This window comes from Streptomyces sp. TLI_185 (assembly GCF_003814765.1).
Lineage (GTDB): Bacteria > Actinomycetota > Actinomycetes > Streptomycetales > Streptomycetaceae > Streptomyces.
The window spans coordinates 9629835-9649032 of record NZ_RKRB01000001.1 but is presented as its reverse complement, the minus strand read 5'-3'; the positions used below and the strand labels follow the sequence as shown (position 1 = coordinate 9649032).

The 19198-nt window shown below is 70.5% G+C and carries 17 protein-coding genes and 1 pseudogene; 12 read left to right on the top strand and 6 right to left on the bottom strand.

Translation table 11 applies throughout. The annotated features are described in order from the left end of the window. Positions 1-9 precede the first annotated feature (9 nt). Positions 10-309 (top strand): hypothetical protein, encoded by a 300-nt coding sequence (locus EDD92_RS44310; protein WP_123969485.1) that lies wholly within the window; start codon positions 10-12, stop codon positions 307-309. Next, the gene (locus tag EDD92_RS44305; protein WP_123969484.1) at positions 306-1799 is read left to right on the top strand and encodes an MFS transporter; all 1494 of its coding nucleotides are present in this window, start codon (positions 306-308) and stop codon (positions 1797-1799) included. Before EDD92_RS44310 ends, EDD92_RS44305 begins: the two co-directional genes overlap by 4 nt. A 225-nt stretch (positions 1800-2024) precedes the next feature. Here the strand turns inward: EDD92_RS44305 and EDD92_RS44300 are convergent, their stop codons facing one another. Continuing rightward, on the bottom strand, positions 2025-2621 hold the full coding sequence (locus tag EDD92_RS44300) for a hypothetical protein (protein ID WP_123969483.1): 597 nt from the start codon (positions 2619-2621) through the stop codon (positions 2025-2027). 172 nt (positions 2622-2793) lie between these two features. Here EDD92_RS44300 and EDD92_RS44295 point away from each other — a divergent pair, with 172 nt between their 5' ends. Continuing rightward, positions 2794-3633, top strand: a complete 840-nt coding sequence (locus tag EDD92_RS44295) for an N-acetylmuramoyl-L-alanine amidase (protein ID WP_123969482.1) — start codon at positions 2794-2796, stop codon at positions 3631-3633. Positions 3634-3737: 104 nt separating this feature from the next. Then, on the top strand, positions 3738-4403 hold the full coding sequence (locus EDD92_RS44290) for a hypothetical protein (protein ID WP_123969481.1): 666 nt from the start codon (positions 3738-3740) through the stop codon (positions 4401-4403). Between the two features lie 64 nt (positions 4404-4467). Here the strand turns inward: EDD92_RS44290 and EDD92_RS44285 are convergent. Beyond that, positions 4468-4692 (bottom strand): annotated as a pseudogene (locus EDD92_RS44285) (ABC transporter substrate-binding protein); the annotation flags it as partial. Positions 4693-4761: 69 nt separating this feature from the next. Between EDD92_RS44285 and EDD92_RS44280 the strand changes: the two are divergent. The 3 genes from EDD92_RS44280 to EDD92_RS44270 all read left to right on the top strand — a co-directional run bounded on the left by EDD92_RS44280 (position 4762) and on the right by EDD92_RS44270 (position 7264). Next, positions 4762-4917 carry a hypothetical protein gene (locus EDD92_RS44280; RefSeq protein ID WP_399185148.1) on the top strand — a complete coding sequence of 52 codons (156 nt, stop codon included), beginning with the start codon at positions 4762-4764 and terminating at the stop codon, positions 4915-4917. Positions 4918-5054: 137 nt separating this feature from the next. Further along, positions 5055-5912: a MoxR family ATPase gene (locus tag EDD92_RS44275; protein WP_123970826.1), complete on the top strand. Its 858-nt coding sequence runs from the start codon at positions 5055-5057 to the stop codon at positions 5910-5912. A gap of 59 nt (positions 5913-5971) precedes the next feature. After that, complete coding sequence (locus EDD92_RS44270; RefSeq protein ID WP_260327380.1) at positions 5972-7264, top strand: VWA domain-containing protein; 1293 nt, start codon at positions 5972-5974, stop codon at positions 7262-7264. A gap of 3 nt (positions 7265-7267) precedes the next feature. On the opposite strand, the gene EDD92_RS44265 is transcribed toward EDD92_RS44270, so the two are convergent. Next, complete coding sequence (locus tag EDD92_RS44265; protein WP_123969479.1) at positions 7268-7630, bottom strand: cupin domain-containing protein; 363 nt, start codon at positions 7628-7630, stop codon at positions 7268-7270. A gap of 169 nt (positions 7631-7799) precedes the next feature. On the opposite strand from EDD92_RS44265, the gene EDD92_RS44260 reads away from it, so the two are divergent. After that, positions 7800-8195, top strand: coding sequence for a nuclear transport factor 2 family protein (locus EDD92_RS44260; RefSeq protein WP_123969478.1), 396 nt, complete (start codon positions 7800-7802; stop codon positions 8193-8195). A gap of 6 nt (positions 8196-8201) precedes the next feature. Here EDD92_RS44260 and EDD92_RS44255 read toward each other — a convergent pair whose 3' ends face one another. The 3 genes from EDD92_RS44255 to EDD92_RS44245 are packed head-to-tail and all read right to left on the bottom strand — an operon-like array spanning position 8202 to position 11253. Further along, the gene (locus EDD92_RS44255) at positions 8202-9191 is read right to left on the bottom strand and encodes a threo-3-hydroxy-L-aspartate ammonia-lyase (RefSeq protein ID WP_123969477.1); all 990 of its coding nucleotides are present in this window, start codon (positions 9189-9191) and stop codon (positions 8202-8204) included. Further along, positions 9188-9877, bottom strand: a complete 690-nt coding sequence (locus EDD92_RS44250) for a transcriptional regulator (protein WP_123969476.1) — start codon at positions 9875-9877, stop codon at positions 9188-9190. Before EDD92_RS44250 ends, EDD92_RS44255 begins: the two co-directional genes overlap by 4 nt. Positions 9878-9882: 5 nt before the next feature. Next, the gene (locus EDD92_RS44245) at positions 9883-11253 is read right to left on the bottom strand and encodes a hypothetical protein (protein ID WP_123969475.1); all 1371 of its coding nucleotides are present in this window, start codon (positions 11251-11253) and stop codon (positions 9883-9885) included. Positions 11254-11464: 211 nt separating this feature from the next. Between EDD92_RS44245 and lat the strand changes: the two genes are divergently transcribed. The 4 genes from lat (at position 11465) to EDD92_RS44225 (ending at position 18742) form a co-directional block, all read left to right on the top strand. Further along, positions 11465-12805 (top strand): L-lysine 6-transaminase, encoded by a 1341-nt coding sequence (lat, locus tag EDD92_RS44240; protein ID WP_123969474.1) that lies wholly within the window; start codon positions 11465-11467, stop codon positions 12803-12805. A 47-nt stretch (positions 12806-12852) separates the two neighbouring features. After that, positions 12853-14406 carry an aldehyde dehydrogenase family protein gene (locus tag EDD92_RS44235; protein WP_123969473.1) on the top strand — a complete coding sequence of 518 codons (1554 nt, stop codon included), beginning with the start codon at positions 12853-12855 and terminating at the stop codon, positions 14404-14406. Further along, positions 14403-16568, top strand: a complete 2166-nt coding sequence (locus EDD92_RS44230) for a thiamine pyrophosphate-dependent enzyme (protein WP_123969472.1) — start codon at positions 14403-14405, stop codon at positions 16566-16568. Before EDD92_RS44235 ends, EDD92_RS44230 begins: the two co-directional genes overlap by 4 nt. A gap of 503 nt (positions 16569-17071) precedes the next feature. Next, entirely contained in the window at positions 17072-18742 is a 1671-nt protein-coding gene (locus tag EDD92_RS44225) for an alkaline phosphatase family protein (RefSeq protein WP_260327182.1), read from the top strand. Positions 18743-19198: the final 456 nt, after the last annotated feature.

Genomic DNA, 19198 nt, shown 5'->3' with positions numbered 1-19198 from the left:
CCACAGATCATGGCCAAGTACGTTTTCTCCTTCCGTGTGCCCTCCGACTACAAGCCCCACGCCGGGACGACGGCCGAGTGGCAGGCCTGGTTCGGCGGGCTGGGCTCGGCCCTGGTGGACGTGGGCAACGCGGTGACCGGTTACGCCTCGCTCGGCGAGGTCGGCGGCAGCGGTTCCCGGATGGTCGCCTACTCGGTGGTGTCCGCCGAGGACCTGGACTGCGCGCTGGCGCTGGCCAAGGACTGCCCGGTGCTGCGGGTCGGCGGCGGGGTCGAGATCGGCCCCGTGATGGAAGTCGCCGGGTCGTGAGCGACGCCATGACCGCATCGACGGCACCGCGGCGGGGGTCGTTCCTGGCGACCGGGCGCGGCAAGGTCACGCTGGCGCTGCTGTGCGCGGTGACGTTCCTGGACGTCATGGACGGCGCGATCGTGAACGTCGCGCTGCCGACCATCCGTACGCAGCTGGGCTTCTCGGTGCAGAACCTGCAGTGGGTGGTCAGCGGCTATCTGATCACTTATGGCGGGTTCCTGCTGCTGGGCGGTCGGGCCGGGGACCTGCTGGGGCGGCGGCGGCTGCTGATCGCCGGGACCGCGCTGTTCGCGGCCTCCTCGCTGGCCTGCGGGTTGGCCGAGAACCAGGGGTTGCTGGTCGGCGCCCGGCTCGCCCAGGGCTTCGGGGCCGCGATGATGTCCCCGGCGGCGCTGTCCATCCTGACCACCACCTTCCGGGATTCGGACCGGCACAAGGCGCTGGGCGTGTGGGCCGGGATCAGCGGGATGGCCTCGGCGGTCGGCCTGCTCTTCGGCGGGCTGCTCACCCAGGACTTCGGCTGGCGGTGGGTGTTCTTCGTGAACCTCCCGCTCTGCGCGCTGGTGCTGTTCGGGACGTTCAGGATCCTGAAGGCCGACCACGGCCGGTCCGTGCCGGGCGGTTTCGACGTGATCGGCGCGGTGCTGGTCACCGCCGGCATGCTGCTGCTGATCTTCACGTTGGTGAAGGCGCCGGACGAGGGCTGGGGCGCGGGCCGCACCCTCGGCGGGCTGGCCGCCTCGGCGGTGCTGATGGCCGCGTTCGTGGTCAATGAGCAGCGACGCGCCCATCCGCTGGTCCCGCTGTCGATCTTCCGGATCAAGGGCCTGGCTGCGGCCGATGCCACCCAGGTGATCGCCTGGGCCGGGTTCTACTCGATGTTCTTCTTCGTCACTCTGTACATGCAGAACGTCCTGGGCTACTCCCAGCTGCAGTCCGGGCTCTCATATGTGCCGGTGAGCGTCGGCATCGGGTTCGGGTCGACGGTGGCGACGAAGATGTTCGTCCGGACCGGTACCCGTCCCATCATCGTCTCCGGTGCGCTGCTCGCCGCCGGTGGCATCCTGTGGCTGTCCCGCATCCCGGTGGATGGCACCTATCTCGGCAACCTGCTCGTCCCGCTGGTGCTCATGGGAGCCGGGCTCGGACTGCTGTACGCCGGTGTGCAGACGGCCGCGAACGCGGGCGTGCCGGAGGATCAGGCCGGATTGGCCGCGGCCCTGATCACCACCTCCTTCCAGCTCGGGTCGGCGCTCGGCCTGGCGGTGTTCAGCGGGATCGCGACCAGCCGCACCAGCCACCTGCTGGCCGCCCACGCCCCGCCCCCGGAGGCACTCACCGCCGGATTCCAGCGGGCCCTGCTCGTCAGCGCCCTCTGCCTCGTGGCAGCAGGAGTCATCGCGCTGCGTGCCTCCAACACCCGCGGCGAACCCGCCGCCACACCAGAAAGCCCACAAGACCTGGAACCCTCCTACGACCCCGTATGACCCGACACGACGAAATCCCGGGACGGCGTTCAACGCTTTCCCGGGATTCTCTTCACCGTCGGGTGCGCTCCGGCTCCACCACCGGTGGAGTCCCCGTTGTTGTTCCCGTGTGCCAGGTGTACCGATATGTGCCCGCCCCGGGGCCCCTCCCCACCGCACCGGTACGGTCACTGACGTCACGGACCGTGGCGTCCCGTCAGGACGGACCTGTCAGGGACATACCTGTCAGCAGTACGCGATCGGGCAGCCGCGGCGCAGCGAGTGCTGGGCGGCCCGCAGATACACCGCCACATAGAACGCGGCGTCCAGGTCCTCGCTCCACGGTCCGGGCCGGGCGGCGGCCAGGTCCTTCGCCGGTCCGTCCAGGAACCACATGGTCAGGTCCAGGTTGTCGCTGGTCGCCGGTATCTCGTCGACCGGCAGTTCGACGGCCTTCGCCAGTCGCTCGGCGAGGCGGAGCACCTGGGGAGCGCCGGCGACCATCGTCTCGTCCGTGTAGGCGGAGTTGACGGGCAGCCAGATCTCCTCGTCGAGGGAGAGCGGCACCAGCAGTGTCCAGCCGCAGAGCACCTCCTCTTCCGCCCGTGACAGATGCGAGCGGCACAGCGCGCTGAAGCCGTCCATGGGAGGCACCAGCTTCTCCTCGAACGACATCCCCGAGCCGCGCACGAACTCCGCCTCCTCGGGCACCGAGGTGTACGGCGGCAGGCCGCGGCGTCTCAACTCCGCGTCGAGCGCGGAGGCGACGGCTCCTCGGCCGCCCTCCTCGTCGTCGGCGTCGAACCACTCCTGCGCATCGACACTGACCAGATAGATCCCCATGCCCGAAACGTACAAGGCGCCACTGACAACGGAGTTGCTCCTCGCTGAGCTGCGCTTTTCAAGCTGGTTCGAAGGCGGTTGAGTCCCGTCCGGGTGGCCCGGCACGCTGAGGCGTGTCCGCTCGCCGGCTTACGGCGGGCTACGAACGGGAAACGACGAACGGGGGATTCACATGGCGTATCTGACATGGCTGGCGGACGTCCTGCGGAAGGAGGGGCTGCAGGTCCAGGAGGAGGGCGGCTGGCAACAGCGCGGCCACGGCGACATGGCGGACATCCGCGGTGTGCTGCTGCACCACACCGCCGGGGCGCCCGAGGGCAACTACCCGAGCCTGGCCATCGTGCGGGACGGGGACGCATCGCTCCCGGGGCCCCGGGCGAACCTCGGTCTGGCGCGCGACGGCGGCTGGATCGTCATCGCGGCCGGGCAGGCATGGCACGCCGGAAAGGGCGGGCCCTGGCAGAACGTGCCGAAGGACGACGCCAACCAGTACATGATCGGTGTCGAGGCCGAGTCGGTCGGGACCCGTTTCGACTGGACGCCCGCGCAGATCGACTCCTACCCGCGCGGGGTGGCGGCCCTGCTGCGCCATGTCGGTCTGGGGGCCGACCGGGCGCTGGCCCACAAGGAGTGGGCTCCGGAGCGCAAGACGGATCCCGCCTTCTGGCCGGGTGACATGGCGGGCTTCCGGGCCCGTGTCGCCGAGGTCCTGGGCGGCGCACCCGCGCCCGGTCCGACGCCGCCTCCGCCGGGCGGCGGGCAGGCCCCCAACTTCCGCACCTGGGGCACCCAGGTACGGGTCCGCAAGGACGTGAAGCTCGACGCACCCGTCGTCACCACGCTCGCCGGGCCGACGCCTGTCTTCATCGAGTTCCAGCGCCGCGGCGAGACAGTCAACGCCGAAGGGTTCAGCAACCCCTTCTGGTCCTTCGTGCCTGCCCTCGGCGGCTTCATCTCCAACATCTTCGTCGACAACCCCGACTCCTTCCTCCCGGGCGTGCCGGAGCGGTGATGGGTGTCCCTCTCCTCGACCGAATCATCGGGTGGGGCAGAAGGCAGCTCACCACCCGCACCGATCAAGCAGCGCAGAAAGAACCGGACACCCGGAGGAATGCCATGGCCTACGACATGGAAGTCGCCAAAACCGTCTACCGGGTCGGCCGGGAACTGAACGTCAACGACAAGGTGATGCTGGCCGCCTTCGAGACCGGCATCGTCGAGTCGGGCATGCGCAACCTCAACTACGGCGACCGTGACTCGCTGGGCGTGTTCCAGCAGCGGCCTTCCCAGGGGTGGGGCACGCCGGAGGAGTGCATGAACCCCGAGCACGCGGCGCGGAAGTTCTTCGAGCAGGCAGTGCCGAACGACCGCAACAACCCGAGCCAGTCGGCGGGTCAGCTCGCCCAGAGCGTGCAGCGCTCGGCGTACCCGGCGCGGTACGACGAGCAGGAGGGCGCGGCGAAGCAATTGCTCGCGGACACCGCTGCGGCCGTCGGCGGTGCCCCGGCGCCGCCCCCGCCGGGCGGCGGGCAGGCCCCCAACTTCCGCACCTGGGGCACCCAGGTACGCGTCCGCAAGGACGTGAAGCTCGACGCAACCGTCGTCACCACCCTCGCCGGCCCCACACCGGTGTTCGTGGAGTTCCAGCGCCGCGGCGACACGGTGAACGCCGAGGGCTTCAGCAACCCGTTCTGGGCGTTCATCCCGGCCCTGGGCGGCTTCGTCTCCAACATCTTCATCGACGTCCCGGACTCGTTCCTCCCGGGCGTACCGGAGCGGTGAACGCCTGACCTGCGCGGCACGCTCCCGTCCACCGCCTCTGACCGGTTCCGCCGGTCGGGGGCGGTTTTCTGTTGGCGACGGTGAGCAGGGACGTCTCGTACCCGGCCTGGTTCAGGAGCAGGGCGCACATCTGGGCGAGCAGGTCGCTCTCGGTGAATCCGGCCGAGCCGACGGTGAGGCGGTGGCTGTCGCCGGGTGGTGCGGTGACCTCGCCCTGGGTCTCCAGGGACGGGCCGGTGGAGCAGCCCGTGAGCAGCACGACCACGGCCGGGACGAGCCGCCGTCTCATCGCGCTCCCCTGGCCCGTCGGGGTGCCGGCCGTTCGGCCGTCTCGAAGAGGCCCTCCGCCATCAGCGCCGTGGTCCGCTCGGACTCTGTGCTGCCGCATCAGGGCATCGGCATCCACGTGGCGATTGTCGCCGTCTCCGTGGCGGTGACGTTGAGGACGAGCCTGATCACGGCCCGGCGGGTGCTGCGCGCTCCGGCGGTCGTGGCGGTGGCTCTGGCCGCATGAGAACGATCTGCTCACCAGGGGGCGGCTGCTTCGGCGGCCGCCTGCGGAGGCGTGACAGAGTGGGTGAACAAGCGCTTAGATAGTAGCTGCGATCCGTGTCGAGCTGTCCGATCCCTGCCGAGCTGGAGGCCCCGTTGCTGTTCTCATCCGTCGACGACGTCTCCGCGCGTCTCGCCGCCACCGGCTATCTCGCCTCGCCCGCGGTCGCCACGACCGTCTTCCTCGCCGACCGCCTGGGCAAGCCGCTGCTGGTGGAGGGCCCCGCCGGGGTAGGCAAGACGGAGCTCGCCAAGGCCGTGGCCGAGGTGGCGGGCGCGCGGCTGGTCCGGCTGCAGTGCTACGAGGGCGTCGACGAGTCCCGGGCGCTGTACGAGTGGAACCACGCCAAGCAGCTGCTGCGCATCAGCGCGGGCCGCGACGAGACCTGGGACGAGACCCGCACGGACATCTTCAGCGAGGAGTACCTGCTCACCCGTCCCCTGCTCACGGCCATCCGCGGCGATGATCCGAAGGTGCTGCTGATCGACGAGACCGACAAGGCGGACGTCGAGGTGGAGGGCCTGCTCCTGGAGGTGCTGAGCGACTTCCAGGTCACGGTCCCCGAGCTGGGCACGATCACCGCGACCCGCCGCCCCTTCGTCGTGCTGACCTCGAACGCGAGCCGCGAGCTGTCCGAGGCGCTGCGCCGTCGCTGCCTGTTCCTCCACATCGGCTTCCCCGAGGAGGAGCTGGAGCGTCGGATCGTACGGCTCAAGGTGCCCGGTCTGGACGAGGCGCTGGCCGGCTCGGTGGTGCGGGTGGTCGGCGCGCTGCGCGCCATGGACCTGCGCAAGGTGCCCTCGGTCGCCGAGACGATCGACTGGGCACGCACCCTGCTCGCGCTCGGCGCCGACACCCTCGACGAGACCGTCGTACGCGACAGCCTGGGCGTCCTGCTCAAGCACCAGGACGACGTCCTCAAGGCGGCCGCGAAGCTCGACCTGGACGCCGTGTGACCGCCCCCGGAGTGGCGGAGCGCCTCACCTCTCTGGTCGGGGCGCTGCGCGCGCACGGCATGCGGATCGGCACCGGCGAGACTGTGGACGCGGCGCAGGCGGTGGCGGCGCTGGGCCTGGCTGACCGTGAGCTGCTGCGGGAGGGGCTGGCCGCGACGTTGCTGCACGGCACGGTGCAGCGGCAGGTGTTCGACCCGGTCTTCGACCTGTACTTCCCGCGGGGCGTCGGCGCGCCGGAGACGGAGCCCGCGGACCGGGAGGGCCTGCGGGAACGGCTCGCTGCCGCCCTCGCCGCGGGCGACGTCGTCCTGATGGGGCAGTTGGCGGCGGAGGCGGTCGACGGCTTCGGCGGATACGGTGCATCCCCGGGATCGCAAGGCTGGTCGTCGTACCAGACGCTCGACCGGCTTCGCCCGCAGACCCTGCTCGCCCGCGTCCGTGAGAACGTCCAGGCGCGGAACGGCAGTTCCGGGTTCGCCGACCGGCTGCTCGACGACGAGATCCGGCGGCGCATCGAGACGTTCCGCAGGCAGGTGGCGGTGGAGGCGCGGCGCCGGATCGCCGAGCAGCGCGACCGGGACGAGCTCGCCCGGCGTGCCGTGGCCACGACGCCCGACCGGGTCGACTTCCTGTACGCCGGGAAGCTCCAGCTCGCCGAGCTGCGCAGGACGGTTCAGCCGCTGGCCCGCAAGCTCGCCACCCGGCTCGCGGCCCGCCGGCGCCGCGCCGCCCGCGGCAGCATCGATCTGCGGCGCACCCTGCGGGGTTCCCTGTCCACGGGCGGGGTGCCGATGAAGCCGGTGCTGCGCAGGCGCCGTCCCGTTCGACCCGAACTGGTGCTGCTGTGCGATGTGTCGGGGTCGGTGTCCGGGTTCTCGGACTTCACGATGCTGCTGGTGCAGGCGCTGCACGACCAGTTCAGCAAAGTGCGGGCGTTCGCCTTCGTCAACCGGCTCGACGAGGTGACCCGGCTCCTCGAGCACGGTGCGGCCGACCCGGAGGGGCTGGGCGCCCGTATCCGGGCGGAGGCGACGCTCACGGGCTGGCACGGCAGCAGCGACTACGGCGTCGCACTGGGTGAGTTCGCGGAGCGGTACGGCGACGCGGTGGGCCCGCGCACGACGGTGTTCGTGCTGGGCGACGCCCGTACGAACATGAGCGACCCGAACCTGGCGGCGGTGCGGCAGGTGGCCGAACGGGCCCGCCGGGTCTACTGGTTGAACCCCGAGCCGCACACCCAGTGGGGCACGGGCGACTCCGCCGCACCCGAGTACGCCGAGTTGGTGGAGATGCACGAGTGCCGTAACGCCCGGCAGCTGGGCGCGCTCATCGCGCGCCTGCTGCCGGTGTGAAACTCAACCCTTCGACTTGGCGTACTCCGTTGCCATCTGGCCCGCGAAGTCGTACACGACGCACGCCTCGTCGCTGACCACCCAGGCGTCGTGCCCCGGCGATATCACGAACACGTCGCCCGGTCCGACCTCCTGCTCCGCGCCGTCGTCCATGCGTACCCGCATGCGTCCCTGGACGCAGTAGCCGTTGTGATGGACCTGGCAGGTGTCCGTTCCGGCGATCGGTGCCACCGACTCCGACCACTTCCAGCCCGGTTCGAATGTCCCCACGGCGAAGTCGAGTCCGGTCATATGTACGGCTTCGAGGTGTCCGCGCGGGAAATCGCGCCGCTCGTCGGGCTTCTCGACGGCCTTGATCTCAAGCATGACGGCTCCCTTCCTTGCGAGCCCCGCCCACCACACCATCGTCCGCCGGTCCAGCCGGGACCGCCATCCGGGATGCGGAGAAAACATCGATGAGCGGACAACTCGGTCGAACGAGCGGAGAATGGTGCGAGGCCGCTTTCGCCGAACCACCAGAAAGGTGGCGATCACCGTGGCTGAACACCCTCACGCCCAACTTGTCCGCAAGGGCTATGAAGCCTTCTCTCGCGGCGACATGGACACCCTGCGCTCGCTGACGGCGAGCGATGCCACACACCACGTGCCCGGAAACCACCCGCTGTCGGGCGACTTCAAGGGAGTCGACACGATCCTCGACTACTACCGCCGGATGTTCGAGGAGACGAACGGGTCCATGCAGGTCGAACTGCGCAACGTCTTCGTGGACGGCCGGGGCCATGCCATCTCCGTGCATCACTTCACCGCCGAGCGTGGCGGCAAGCGCCTCGAAGAGGACGGGGGCATCGTCTTCCGGATCGTCGGGGACAAGGCCACCGACCTCGACGAGTGCGTCGAGGACATCGACAAGAGCAACGAGTTCTGGTCCTGACGCCGTTCAGCCCTGCTGAACGGCGTCCCTGCCGCACAGCAGGGCGAAGCGGTCTGCGTCCACATTGCCGCCGGAGACGACGACACCGATTCTGCGCGGCAGAGAACCCATCCGCCCGGTGAGCAGCGCGGCCAGCGGAGTGGCCCCGCTCGGCTCGACGACGATCTTCAACCGTTCGAACGCGAACCGCATCGCCTCGCGGATCTCGTCGTCGGACACCAGGACGATCCCGTCGACCAGCCGCTGGTTGACGGAGAACGTCAGCTCGCCGGGCGTCTCCAGTGCCTGCCCGTCGGCGATGGTGTGCGGCACGGGGATGCTGATACGTCGGCCCGCCTCCAGGGACCGCTTGGTGTCGTCCCCGGCCTCCGGTTCGACGCCGAGCACCCGGATCGCGGGGTGCAGGCCCTTGGCCGCGGTGGCGGACCCGGCGATCAGCCCGCCGCCGCCGACGGGCACGATCAGTGCGTCCAACTCCCCTGTTTCCTCCAGGAGTTCGAGCGCGGCGGTGCCCTGCCCGGCCATGACATGCGGGTGCTCGTAGGGCGGGATGAGGGCGAGGCCCCGCTCGACGGCCAGGGACTCGCCGACGGCGACGCGGTCCTCGGTGTAGCGGTCGTACGTCACGATCTCGGCGCCGTAGCCGATGGTCGCGTCCACCTTCGAGCGTGGGGCGTCCTCGGGCATGACGATGACGGCGGTGGTGCCCAGTTCGCGGGCGGCGAGGGCGACGGCCTGGGCGTGGTTGCCGGAGGAGTAGGCGGCGATGCCGCGGGTCAGCTGCTCGGGGGTGAGTCGGGAGGCGGCGTTGTAGGCGCCGCGGAACTTGAAGGCGCCGACGCGCTGGAAGTTCTCGCACTTGAGGAAGACCTCGGCGCCGACGAGTGCGTCGAGCGTGCGTGAGCGCATAACGGGGGTGCGGTGCGCGACGCCCTTGAGCCGGTCGGCGGCGTCGCGGACGGTGTCGATGGTGACCGGCGGGGTGGTGGTCGTCACGCGTGTCCTCCAGCGGGGGTCGGGTCGGTGGCGGCTCGGGCCTGGGCGAGGTAGCTGTAGGCGGAGGCGCGGGAGATGCCGAGCCGGGCGGCGACCTGCTCGATCGCGCGGCGCACGGCGAACACGCCGTGTTCGTCGAGCCTGCGGAACAGGTCGAGGCGCTCGGCCCGGTCGAGTGCGGCCCAGCTCTGGTTCCGCCCGAGCCGGTGGGCGTCGAGGATGGCGTCCACGACGGAGTCGATGTCGTTGCCGAAGGCGGTGACCGGCGGCTCGGCGGGCCCGGAGGCGAGGCCGGCGAGTGCGCCGAGCAGGGCGTGGGCCTCGTTCACCGCGCTGATGTCCACGTTGACGCACAGGGCACCGAACACCGCTCCCGTGGAGTCGCGCAGCACCATGGTGGACGACTTGACCAGCTTTCCGGTCCCGGTGCGGGTGACGTAGTTCAGGTCGTCGGCCGCCTCGTCGCCGCGCGCGAGCACCTTCATGCCGATCTCACTCATCGCGCCGCCCACGGCCCGTCCGGTCACCTCGCCTGCGACGGCGACGACCGACTTCTCCGGCTGCCGGTAGTCGTGCAGGACCACCTCGCACACCGGGCCGAACGTCGCCGCGATCCCGTCGACGACGGGGCACAGGGCCGCGAGGATCGCATCCCGCTCGGCGTCGTGGACGTGCTCATCAGCCATGCCTTTTAGACTACTGGTCCAGCCCCTGGACGGAAAGTCCAGGATGCTGTGTCGTGGGTCGCGGCATGGGTGAGCGCCTCCCGTGCGGCATGCCGGTCGCCTACCGTCTCCCACCAGGGGTGCGTGTGCATTTCCTCGGCGAGGCGTCGGCAGCGCTCCCGCGCGTCCGCGAGGCGCCCCCGCTGCTCTGCGGTGATCTCGGCCCGCCCGGCCGCGATGTCCGTGCCGCTGGGCAGGCGGGCTGCGATGTCCGCACAGTGCTCCAGCGCCCGGGTGAAGGTCCGCCGGGCTGCGACGAGATCGCCGGGTATGACGAATTCGCCCACGGTGAAGGGCCGCGAGAATTCGGACGATCCCGGCTCGGTGTGCCACAGCGAGGCGTCGATGGGCCGTTCGTCGTCACGCGCCCGGGTGAGCTCACTGCGAAGACCCGCCTCCAGGTGGTCGCCGGCCTCCCACGCGCCGGTCCGAGGCGCGGGCACGAGACCCACCCCGCCCGGGCGGGGCACCGCCGACTGGCCGGGCAGGGGTTCGGGGCGGCCTTCGAGGAACTCGTCCTTGTCCGTCGGGGTGACCCACATGTGCCAGCCGCGCCGGCCCGCCGGGTGGGGCAGGTAGAGCGAGACGAGTTCGCCCGCGGCCGTGCGTCGGATGACGTCGTCGTAGTAGAGGCCGCGCACGGGCTCCCAGAGCGCGTGCCGACCGCCGCACCGGCCGGCGCCCTGCTGTGGGCAGGGGACCGGATTGCTCCAGTCGCAGCGGGACATGTGCAGTTGTTTGATGCCGCCGCGCACCGGCAGGGCCGCGCGGTCGGTCACGTCCCGCCAGCTCTGTACGTTCAGCCGGGCCCAGGGCGCACGGTCGATGGGGATCGCGTTCTCGTTGTTGACGAGCCACAGCGGGGTGAGCCCGTCCCGGAATGCGCTGCGGGTGCGCTCGTCGACGGAACCGCCGGCTATGGCCGCCAGCTGTATTTCGTACGCGAGCCGGCGCCTGCCGCCGCCTTCGACGGTCACGTCCGTGCGGTGCTTTCCGCGCTCGGCCCCCTCCGTTCCCGTGACCCGGAATCCCTCCCCCGAGGCGACCTTGACGGTGTATTCCCTGAGCGCCTTGTGGAGATCGCTTTCGGCCTTCGTCTCGGGGCGTTCCCCTTTGGCCACGTGCATGGCGTGCGGCCGGCCGTTGACCTTGCGGATGGCCAGGAAGCCGGGGCAGATGAAGCCCTCGTCCTCATGGGCTTCCAGGCAGTACAGAAGATCCGGCTGGTAATTGCCGTAGATCTCGTCGAGCAGCCGCGGGTATTCGGGGTGCCCGAGGTCCGCCTCGGTCAGGTCGAGCGTGATGCCGAGGCCCCTGTGCCAGACGCTGTAGGTCATATGGCGAGAGTAGGACGCACCACTGACAATCGGCCTAAGTCATGATCGGTAACAGAGGCCGAGCCGCCGGACATGCCGCTGCCGGTGGCATTCACATCTCCCCGTGCACGAAATCTTGCGGCGATCTCGGCGGCACACCTAAGATACTTTCGTTACTCCTCGTGACTGACGAAACATCTCCTGTTCGCGTCTATCGAGAGTAGGTGCCCCCATGACGGTTGCTGCTGCGTCGACGATCCACCCGGGCGAGGTGCACGAAAGACTCGGCCGTCATGTGCTGACCGACGGTTTCAAGCTGGTGCTCGACCCCCTCGCCAGTCGGGGTTCATGGATTGTCGACGCACGCACCAGCGAGAAGTTCCTCGACCTCTACTCGTTCTTCGCGTCCGCTCCGCTGGGGCTCAACGCGCCGGGCATCGTCGACGATCCGGAGTTCATGACCCTGCTTGCGCAGGTGGCGGCCAACAAGCCCGCCAACCCCGACATGTACACCACTCACTACGCCGAGTTCGTCGAGACCTTCGCCCGGGTGCTGGGCGATCCGGAGCTGCCGCGACTGTTCTTCGTCGAGGGCGGGGCACTCGCCGTCGAGAACGCGCTGAAGACGGCGTTCGACTGGAAGAGCCGCCGCAACGAGGCCGCGGGCCGCTCCCCCGAACTCGGCACCAAGGTGCTCCACCTGCGCCACGCCTTCCACGGCCGCAGCGGCTACACCCTTTCGCTGACCAACACCGAGCCCAACAAGACGGCCCGCTTCCCGCAGTTCGACTGGCCCCGCATCGACGTCCCCGCGATGCGGTTCCCCCTCGAGCGCCACCTTGCCGAGGTGGAGGAGGCCGAGCGCGGGGCCCTCGGACAGGCGCGGCGGGCCTTCGAGGCCAACCCGCACGACGTCGCCTGCTTCATCGCCGAGCCGATCCAGGGCGAGGGCGGCGACAACCACATGCGCCCGGAGTTCCTGCAGGCGATGCAGGCGCTCTGCCACGAGTACGACGCGCTGTTCGTGCTCGACGAGGTGCAGACCGGTGTGGGGATCACCGGCACCACCTGGGCCTACCAGCAATTCGGCCTCGAGCCGGACATCGTGGCCTTCGCCAAGAAGGTCCAGCTCGGCGGTATCATGGCCGGCCGCCGGGTGGACCAGGTGCCCGACAACGTCCTTCGGGTCTCCGGGCGGATCAACTCGACCTGGGGCGGCGGGCTGGTCGACATGGTCCGGGCCCGGCGCATCATGGAGATCATCGAACGGGACGACCTGGTGGCCCATGCCGCCGCCGTGGGATCGTGGTTCCTGGCCGAACTGCGTGATCTGGAAGCCCGGCACGCGGCGGTGGCGTCCAACGCGCGGGGGCGCGGGCTGATGAGCGCCGTCGACCTGCCGGACAGCGGCGTCCGTGACGAGGCGGTACGCCGGTTGCGCACCGAGGAGCAGGTGATCGCATTGCCGTGCGGGGAGCGTTCGGTGCGCTTCCGTCCCGCCCTGTCCATCACCCAGGACGAGCTCACAGTCGCCCTGCGGGCTCTCGACCGGGTCCTTGCCGGCCTGCACTGACCCTCCCGGCGGACACCGCCCCCTCCCAGCGGACAAGGAGCAATGTCATGGCCCGTTCCGTCGCCTCGATCGTTGCCGGCCAACCGGTCGCCGGCGCTCCCGGCGGGACTCTTCAGCGCCCCAATCCCGGCCGTACCGCCGAGCTGGTCACCGACATCTCGCTCGGGAACGCCTCGACGTTCGTCCAGGCCGCCCAGGCCGCGAAGGCGGCGCAGCGGTCCTGGGCCGACGTCCCGGCGCCGGTGCGCGGATCCGCGATCGGAAAGATCGGGCGGCTCGTCGAGGCCAACAAGGACCGGCTCGCCCGCATCGTGACCGAAGAGATCGGCAAACCGCTCGCGGAGGCGCTCGGCGAGGTGCAGGAAATCATCGACACCTGCGACTTCTTCCTGGGCGAGGGCCGCCGGCTGCACGGGCAGACGGTGCCCTCGGAGATGCCCGACAAGCAGCTGTTCACCTTCCGCAACCCCGTCGGCGCGGTCGCGGTGATCACCGCGGGCAACTTCCCGGTGGCCGTGCCGGCCTGGTATCTCGTACCGGCGCTCGTCACCGGCAACACCGTGGTGTGGAAACCCGCCGAGTACGCCGCCGCGAGCGCCAAGGCGCTCTTCGAGCTGTTCGTGCACGGCGGCGGCCTGCCCGACGGCGTACTCAACCTCGTACTCGCCGACGGGGAGCAGACATACGCCGGCCTGGAGGCCTCCCTCGACGCCGGCCTGGTCGACAAGGTCGGCTTCACCGGGTCCACGCTCGTCGGCCAGAAGATCGGCGCCCTGTGCGGAAGCCACCTTCAAACCCCCTGCCTGGAACTGGGCGGCAAGAACCCCCAGGTGGTCACACCGAGCGCGAACCTCGATCTGGCGGTGGAGGGGGCGTTGTTCTCCGGATTCGGCACCGCGGGACAGCGCTGCACCTCCCTCGGGACGCTCCTCGTCCACGAGTCCGTGCACGAGGACTTCCTCGCCCGCTTCGACACCGCGAGCCGCGCGGCCCGGATCGGCGACGCGTTCGAGGACGTCCTCTACGGCCCGATGCTCGACGAGCGCTTCGCGCAGCGCTACGAGACCTTCCTCGGCTGGATCAAGGACCACCACCGCACCTACGGCTCCGACGGCATCGGGCGGATCACGGCCGACAACCCGCGCAAGGGCTTCGTCGGCGACCCCGACGCGGGCATGTTCTACCACCCGGTGATCGTCGACGGAGTGCGCCGCGACGACGACCTGTTCCTCAGCGAGACCTTCGGCCCCATCGTCTCAGTGGCCACGTACCGGGACTTCGACGAGGCCCTCGACCTGGCCAACGCTCACGGCTACGGGCTGTCCGCCGCCATCTACACCAGCGATCCGCACGAGGTGTGGACGTTCCGGCGGGGTATCTCCGCGGGCATGGTCAGCGTCAACAACACCACCTCCGGAGCCGAGGCGCACCTGCCGTTCGGCGGCAACGGCAAGTCGGGCAACGGCTCCCGCCAGTCGGGGCAGTGGGTGCTCGACCAGTTCACCCGCTGGCAGTCGATGAACTGGGACCACTCCGGCCGGCTCCAGAAGGCGCAGATGGACGTGGCCACGCTCGAACCCGACATGGCCTTCCGCCTGTGAGCGGCGTCGAGGACCTGGACCGGCACTTCCGCGAGGCGGTGGCCGGTCTCCGGTCTGCCGCCCAGGCTGCGGGCCCACTGGACACCCGTACCGCACTGGACCTGTTCGACGCCCAGCTGGAGAGCCGGCACACCGACGCCGCCGCGCGCTGGATGCAGCAGCAGGGCCGCGGCTACTACACCATCGGATCGAGCGGTCACGAGGGCAACGCCGCACTCGCCCTCGCGCTGCGCCCCACCGACCCGGCGCTGCTGCACTACCGCTCCGGCGCCTTCTACTGCGCCCGCGCCCGGCAGGCCGGCGGCGTCGACGCGGTCAGGGACATGCTGCTGGGGGTGGCCGCCGGGGCCGAGGAGCCGATTGCCGGCGGGCGGCACAAGGTGTACGGGCGCCGCGAACTGGCCGTCGTCCCACAGACGTCGACCATCGCCTCCCATCTGCCGCGGGCGGTCGGGGTGGCGTGGAGCATCGCCCGCGCCAAGCGGCTCGGGACCGACTGCGCCTGGCCCGGGGACGCCGTCGTGTGCTGTTCCTTCGGTGACGCCTCGGTCAATCACTCCACGGCGGCGGGCGCCATCAACAGCGCCTGCCACGCGGCCTACCAGGGGCTGCCGATGCCGATCCTGTTCGTCTGCGAGGACAACGGCCTGGGCATCAGCGTGCCGACCCCGCCCGACTGGGTGCGGCGCGCCTACGGCAACCGGCCCGCTCTCACCTACTTCGCCGCGGACGGCTGTGATCCGCAGGCCGCCTACGACACCGCGCGCGAGGCCGTGGCCCACGTTCGCAAGCACCGCCAGCCTGCGTTCCTGCACCTGTCGATGGTGCGTTTCCTCGGCCATGCGGGCTCGGACGCCGAAGCCGCCTACCGGATGCCCTCCGACGTCGCCGCGGATCTGCGGCGCGACCCGCTGCTGGCCACTGCCCGCCTGCTCACGGCGGCAGGCGTCCTCAGTCCCCAGCAGGTTCTCGACCGCTACGACGAGGTGGGCGCGCGGGTGTTCGGTGTCGCCAAGGAGGCGCTCGAGAGCGAGCCCCTGACCACAGCGACACAGATCGCCACCCCCATCGCACCCCGCCGCACCGACCTCGTGGCGGCTGCAGCACGCCGTACGAGCGAAGCATCCGCGGCGCCCGTGGGCGAGCCCGTCACCGTCGCCCAGGCCATCACCCACACACTCGCCGACCTGCTCGGCAGCCATCCGGAGATGGTGGTGTTCGGCGAGGACGTCGGCCGCAAGGGCGGGGTCTACGGACTGACCAGGGGCCTGCAGCGGCGCTTCGGCACCGCCCGGGTCTTCGACACCCTGCTCGACGAACAGGCCATCCTCGGCCTCGCGCTGGGAGCGGGCCTGTCCGGGCTGCTGCCGGTGGCGGAGATCCAATACCTCGCGTATCTGCACAACGCCGAGGACCAACTGCGCGGCGAGGCCGCCACGCTGCAGTTCTTCTCCCAGGGTCAGTACCGCAACCCCCTCGTGGTGCGCATCGCCGGCTACGGCTACCAGCGCGGCTTCGGCGGTCACTTCCACAACGACAACGCGGTCGGCGTCCTGCGTGACATTCCCGGCCTGGTCATCGCGTCCCCGTCCCGCCCCGACGACGCCGCCGCGATGCTGCGCACGTGCGTGGCGGCGGCGAAGGTGGACGGCACCGTCAGCGCCTTCCTGGAGCCGATCGCGCTCTACCACACCCGAGACCTCCACTCGGACGGGGACAACGCCTGGCTCACCGCCTACTCTCCCGCCGCACAGCACGTACCGATCGGCCGGGCACGCACCTACGGCACCGGCACGGACCTGACCCTCGTGACCTTCGGCAACGGTCTGCGCATCTCGCTTCGGGCCGCACGCCGACTGGAGCAACAGGGCATCGCCTGCCGGGTCGTCGACCTGCGCTGGCTGGCCCCGCTGCCGGTCGACGACCTGCTGCGGGAAGCCCATGCGACGGGCCGCGTCCTGGTGGTCGACGAGACCCGCCGCACGGGAGGCGTCTCGGAGGGAGTCGTCACCGCCCTGATCGACGCCGGATTCACCGGCGCCGTCCGACGGGTCACCAGCGTCGACAGCTTCGTCCCACTGGGACAGGCGGCGCAGTTGGTGCTCGTGTCGGAGGACGACGTGGAACGGGCCGCGGGCGAGCTGCTCTCAGGGGGCCGTTGAGACGCTGCCGATCGAGGTCCAGGTGAACGGTGTCCTGCGCTGATCAGGTGCCGGATCGCGCGGCGTCGCCGATTGATGGTGCTGGTGGAGGGGACGGGCCGTACCGATGCCGTCGGGGTGGCGGTCCGATGCCGGCCGTGCTCGGGGCGATGCGGGAAGGCCCGTCGGCCGTACGGGAGTTGTCCGGACTCCAGTGGGCGGCTGGGGATCGCGGTGGTGGTCGACGGCTTGGACGGCGGCCTGCGGCCACGAGCTGTTCCCGCCGCCCGTGGCATGACGGGTTTCGACCGCGCGGCCACGGCAGAGCCGCCGTCCGCCTCGTCACGTCCTCCGACGGCACCTGCGCCGCGCGGCCGGAACCTGACGGCAGCGCACCTCTTTGCGTGCGCCGATGCGTTTCTTGGGCAGGACCCGGCACGTACGTCCGCTCCCGTAAACGTTGTGCCCTTCCCATGTCGTTGCACGGTTCGCCGCCCCCCGCGCCGTACAACCGAGGAGCACCGTTGTTCCGACGTCCAGTCCGTTCCGCCCGTACCGTCACCGCGGCCGCCGCCGCGCTTGCCGCCGCGGGCGCCCTGACCGCCACGGCCACCGCAGCCGCCGCGCCAAGCGCGCCTGCGCAGGCACACGCTCGCGCCCGGCACGTCCTGCTGCTGTCCGTCGACGGCCTGCACCAGTCCGACCTGGCCTGGTACGTCGACCGCCACCCCGACTCGGCGCTCGCCCGACTCGCCGGCAGCGGTGTGGAGTACACCCACGCGAGAACCACCGTCCCGTCCGACTCGTTCCCCGGCATGGTCGGCCAGCTCACCGGCGGCGACCCGGGCACCACCGGCGTCTACTACGACGACACCTACGACACCGCGCTCCTCCCGGCCGGCACGACCTCCTGCGCGGGCGCCGAGCGGGGTGCCGAAGTCGACCTCACCGAGGACCTCGACAAGAACAAGGACTCCCTCGACGCCGGCCAGGGCCTCGCGGGACTGCCCGGCAGCATTCTCAGGATGACCGGAGACGCCGCGAGCCTCATCGACCCGTCGAAGCTGCCGGTCGACCCGAAGACGTGCACGCCGCTCCACCCACACAGCTACCTGAAGGTGAACACGGTCTTCGACGTGGCCCGCAAGGCCGGGCTGCGCACCGCGTGGTCCGACAAGCACGTCGCGTACGAGATCCTCAACGGCCCGGCCGGCAACGGCATCCAGGACCTGTTCGCCCCCGAGATCAACAGCCAGGCCATCGGCTACCCCGCCGGGAAGGACTGGACGAAGGACAACGCGGCGACCGAACAGTACGACGGCTACAAGGTGCAGGCCGTGCTGAACGAGATCGACGGATACGACCACGGCCGCACCCACCGGGTCGGAACCCCGGCGGTCTTCGGCATGAACTTCCAGTCGGTGTCGACCGCCCAGAAGCTCCCCTCCTCCGACGGGCTGACGGGCGGCTACCAGGCCAAGGGCGTTCCGGGGCCGCTGCTGGCGAAGAACCTCGACTTCGTCGACCAGCAGGTCGGGGCGTTCCTCGCCGAACTCCACAAGCAGCACCTGGACCGCAGCACGACGGTCGTCCTCTCGGCCAAGCACGGCCAGTCGCCGACCGACCCGAAGGCGCTGACCCGCATCGACGACGGTGCCCTCCTGGACGGGCTCAACGCCGCGTGGAAGGCCGCCCACCCGGGCGCAGGCGACCTGGTCGCGCACGCCGTCGACGACGACGCGATGCTCCTCTGGCTCACCGACCGCTCAAAGGCCGCCACCGACTTCACCAAGACGTACCTGCTCGCCCAGTCCGGCACCGGCAACGGCCTCGACGGCACGGCCAAGCCCTTCACGGCCGGCGGCCTCAAGACCCTCTACGCGGGCGCCGAGGCCGCCCGCTACTTCCACGCCCGGCCGGGCGACTCCCGCGTTCCCGACCTGTTCGGCATCACCCAGTACGGCGTCGTCTACACCGGTGGCAAGAGCAAGATCGCCGAACACGGGGGCGCCCACGCCGACGACCTCGACGTGCCGCTGGTCGTCTCCGGCGCCGCCACCCCGCAGGGAGTACGGGTGGGCGAGTCGGTGCGGACCACGCAGATCGCCCCGACGATCCTGCGGCTCCTGGGCCTCAACTCCCAGTCCCTGGACGCCGTACGCATCGAACACACACGGGCGCTCCCCCTGCGCTGACGGGTAGCTGAGCGCCTGGCCCCATGGACGCACGGGGCAGGCGCTCAGCTCAGGAGCCGGCGGTGAAGCGCCGGTTGGGATGGCGCAGGTTCTCGATCTCGTCGTCGGGAGCGGCTGCGTAGTCCCCGTAGGAGATGCAGGCCTGTCCGTCGTTCCCGGCGACGGGAGTGTCCAGTCCGGTGCGACAGCGATCCCGTGCGCTTCGGCGTCCTCGGCCAGCGCGTTCACCGTCTGCGGATCGGTGACGTCACCGGACACCGCCCTTACCCCGCCGGGGAGTTGATCGAGTCGGGTCCTCCCCGGCCGTGAACCGCCAGGCCGGGGGCCGAGATCGTCGATGATCCGGCCTGCGGCGACCCGGCAGGCCCGACGCGGTGAACTCGGACTGACCGGCACCCTCGGACGGGTTCTCACCGCCACAAGACCGCCGTCCCGCTGCCGCGTGAGCCTCCAGTG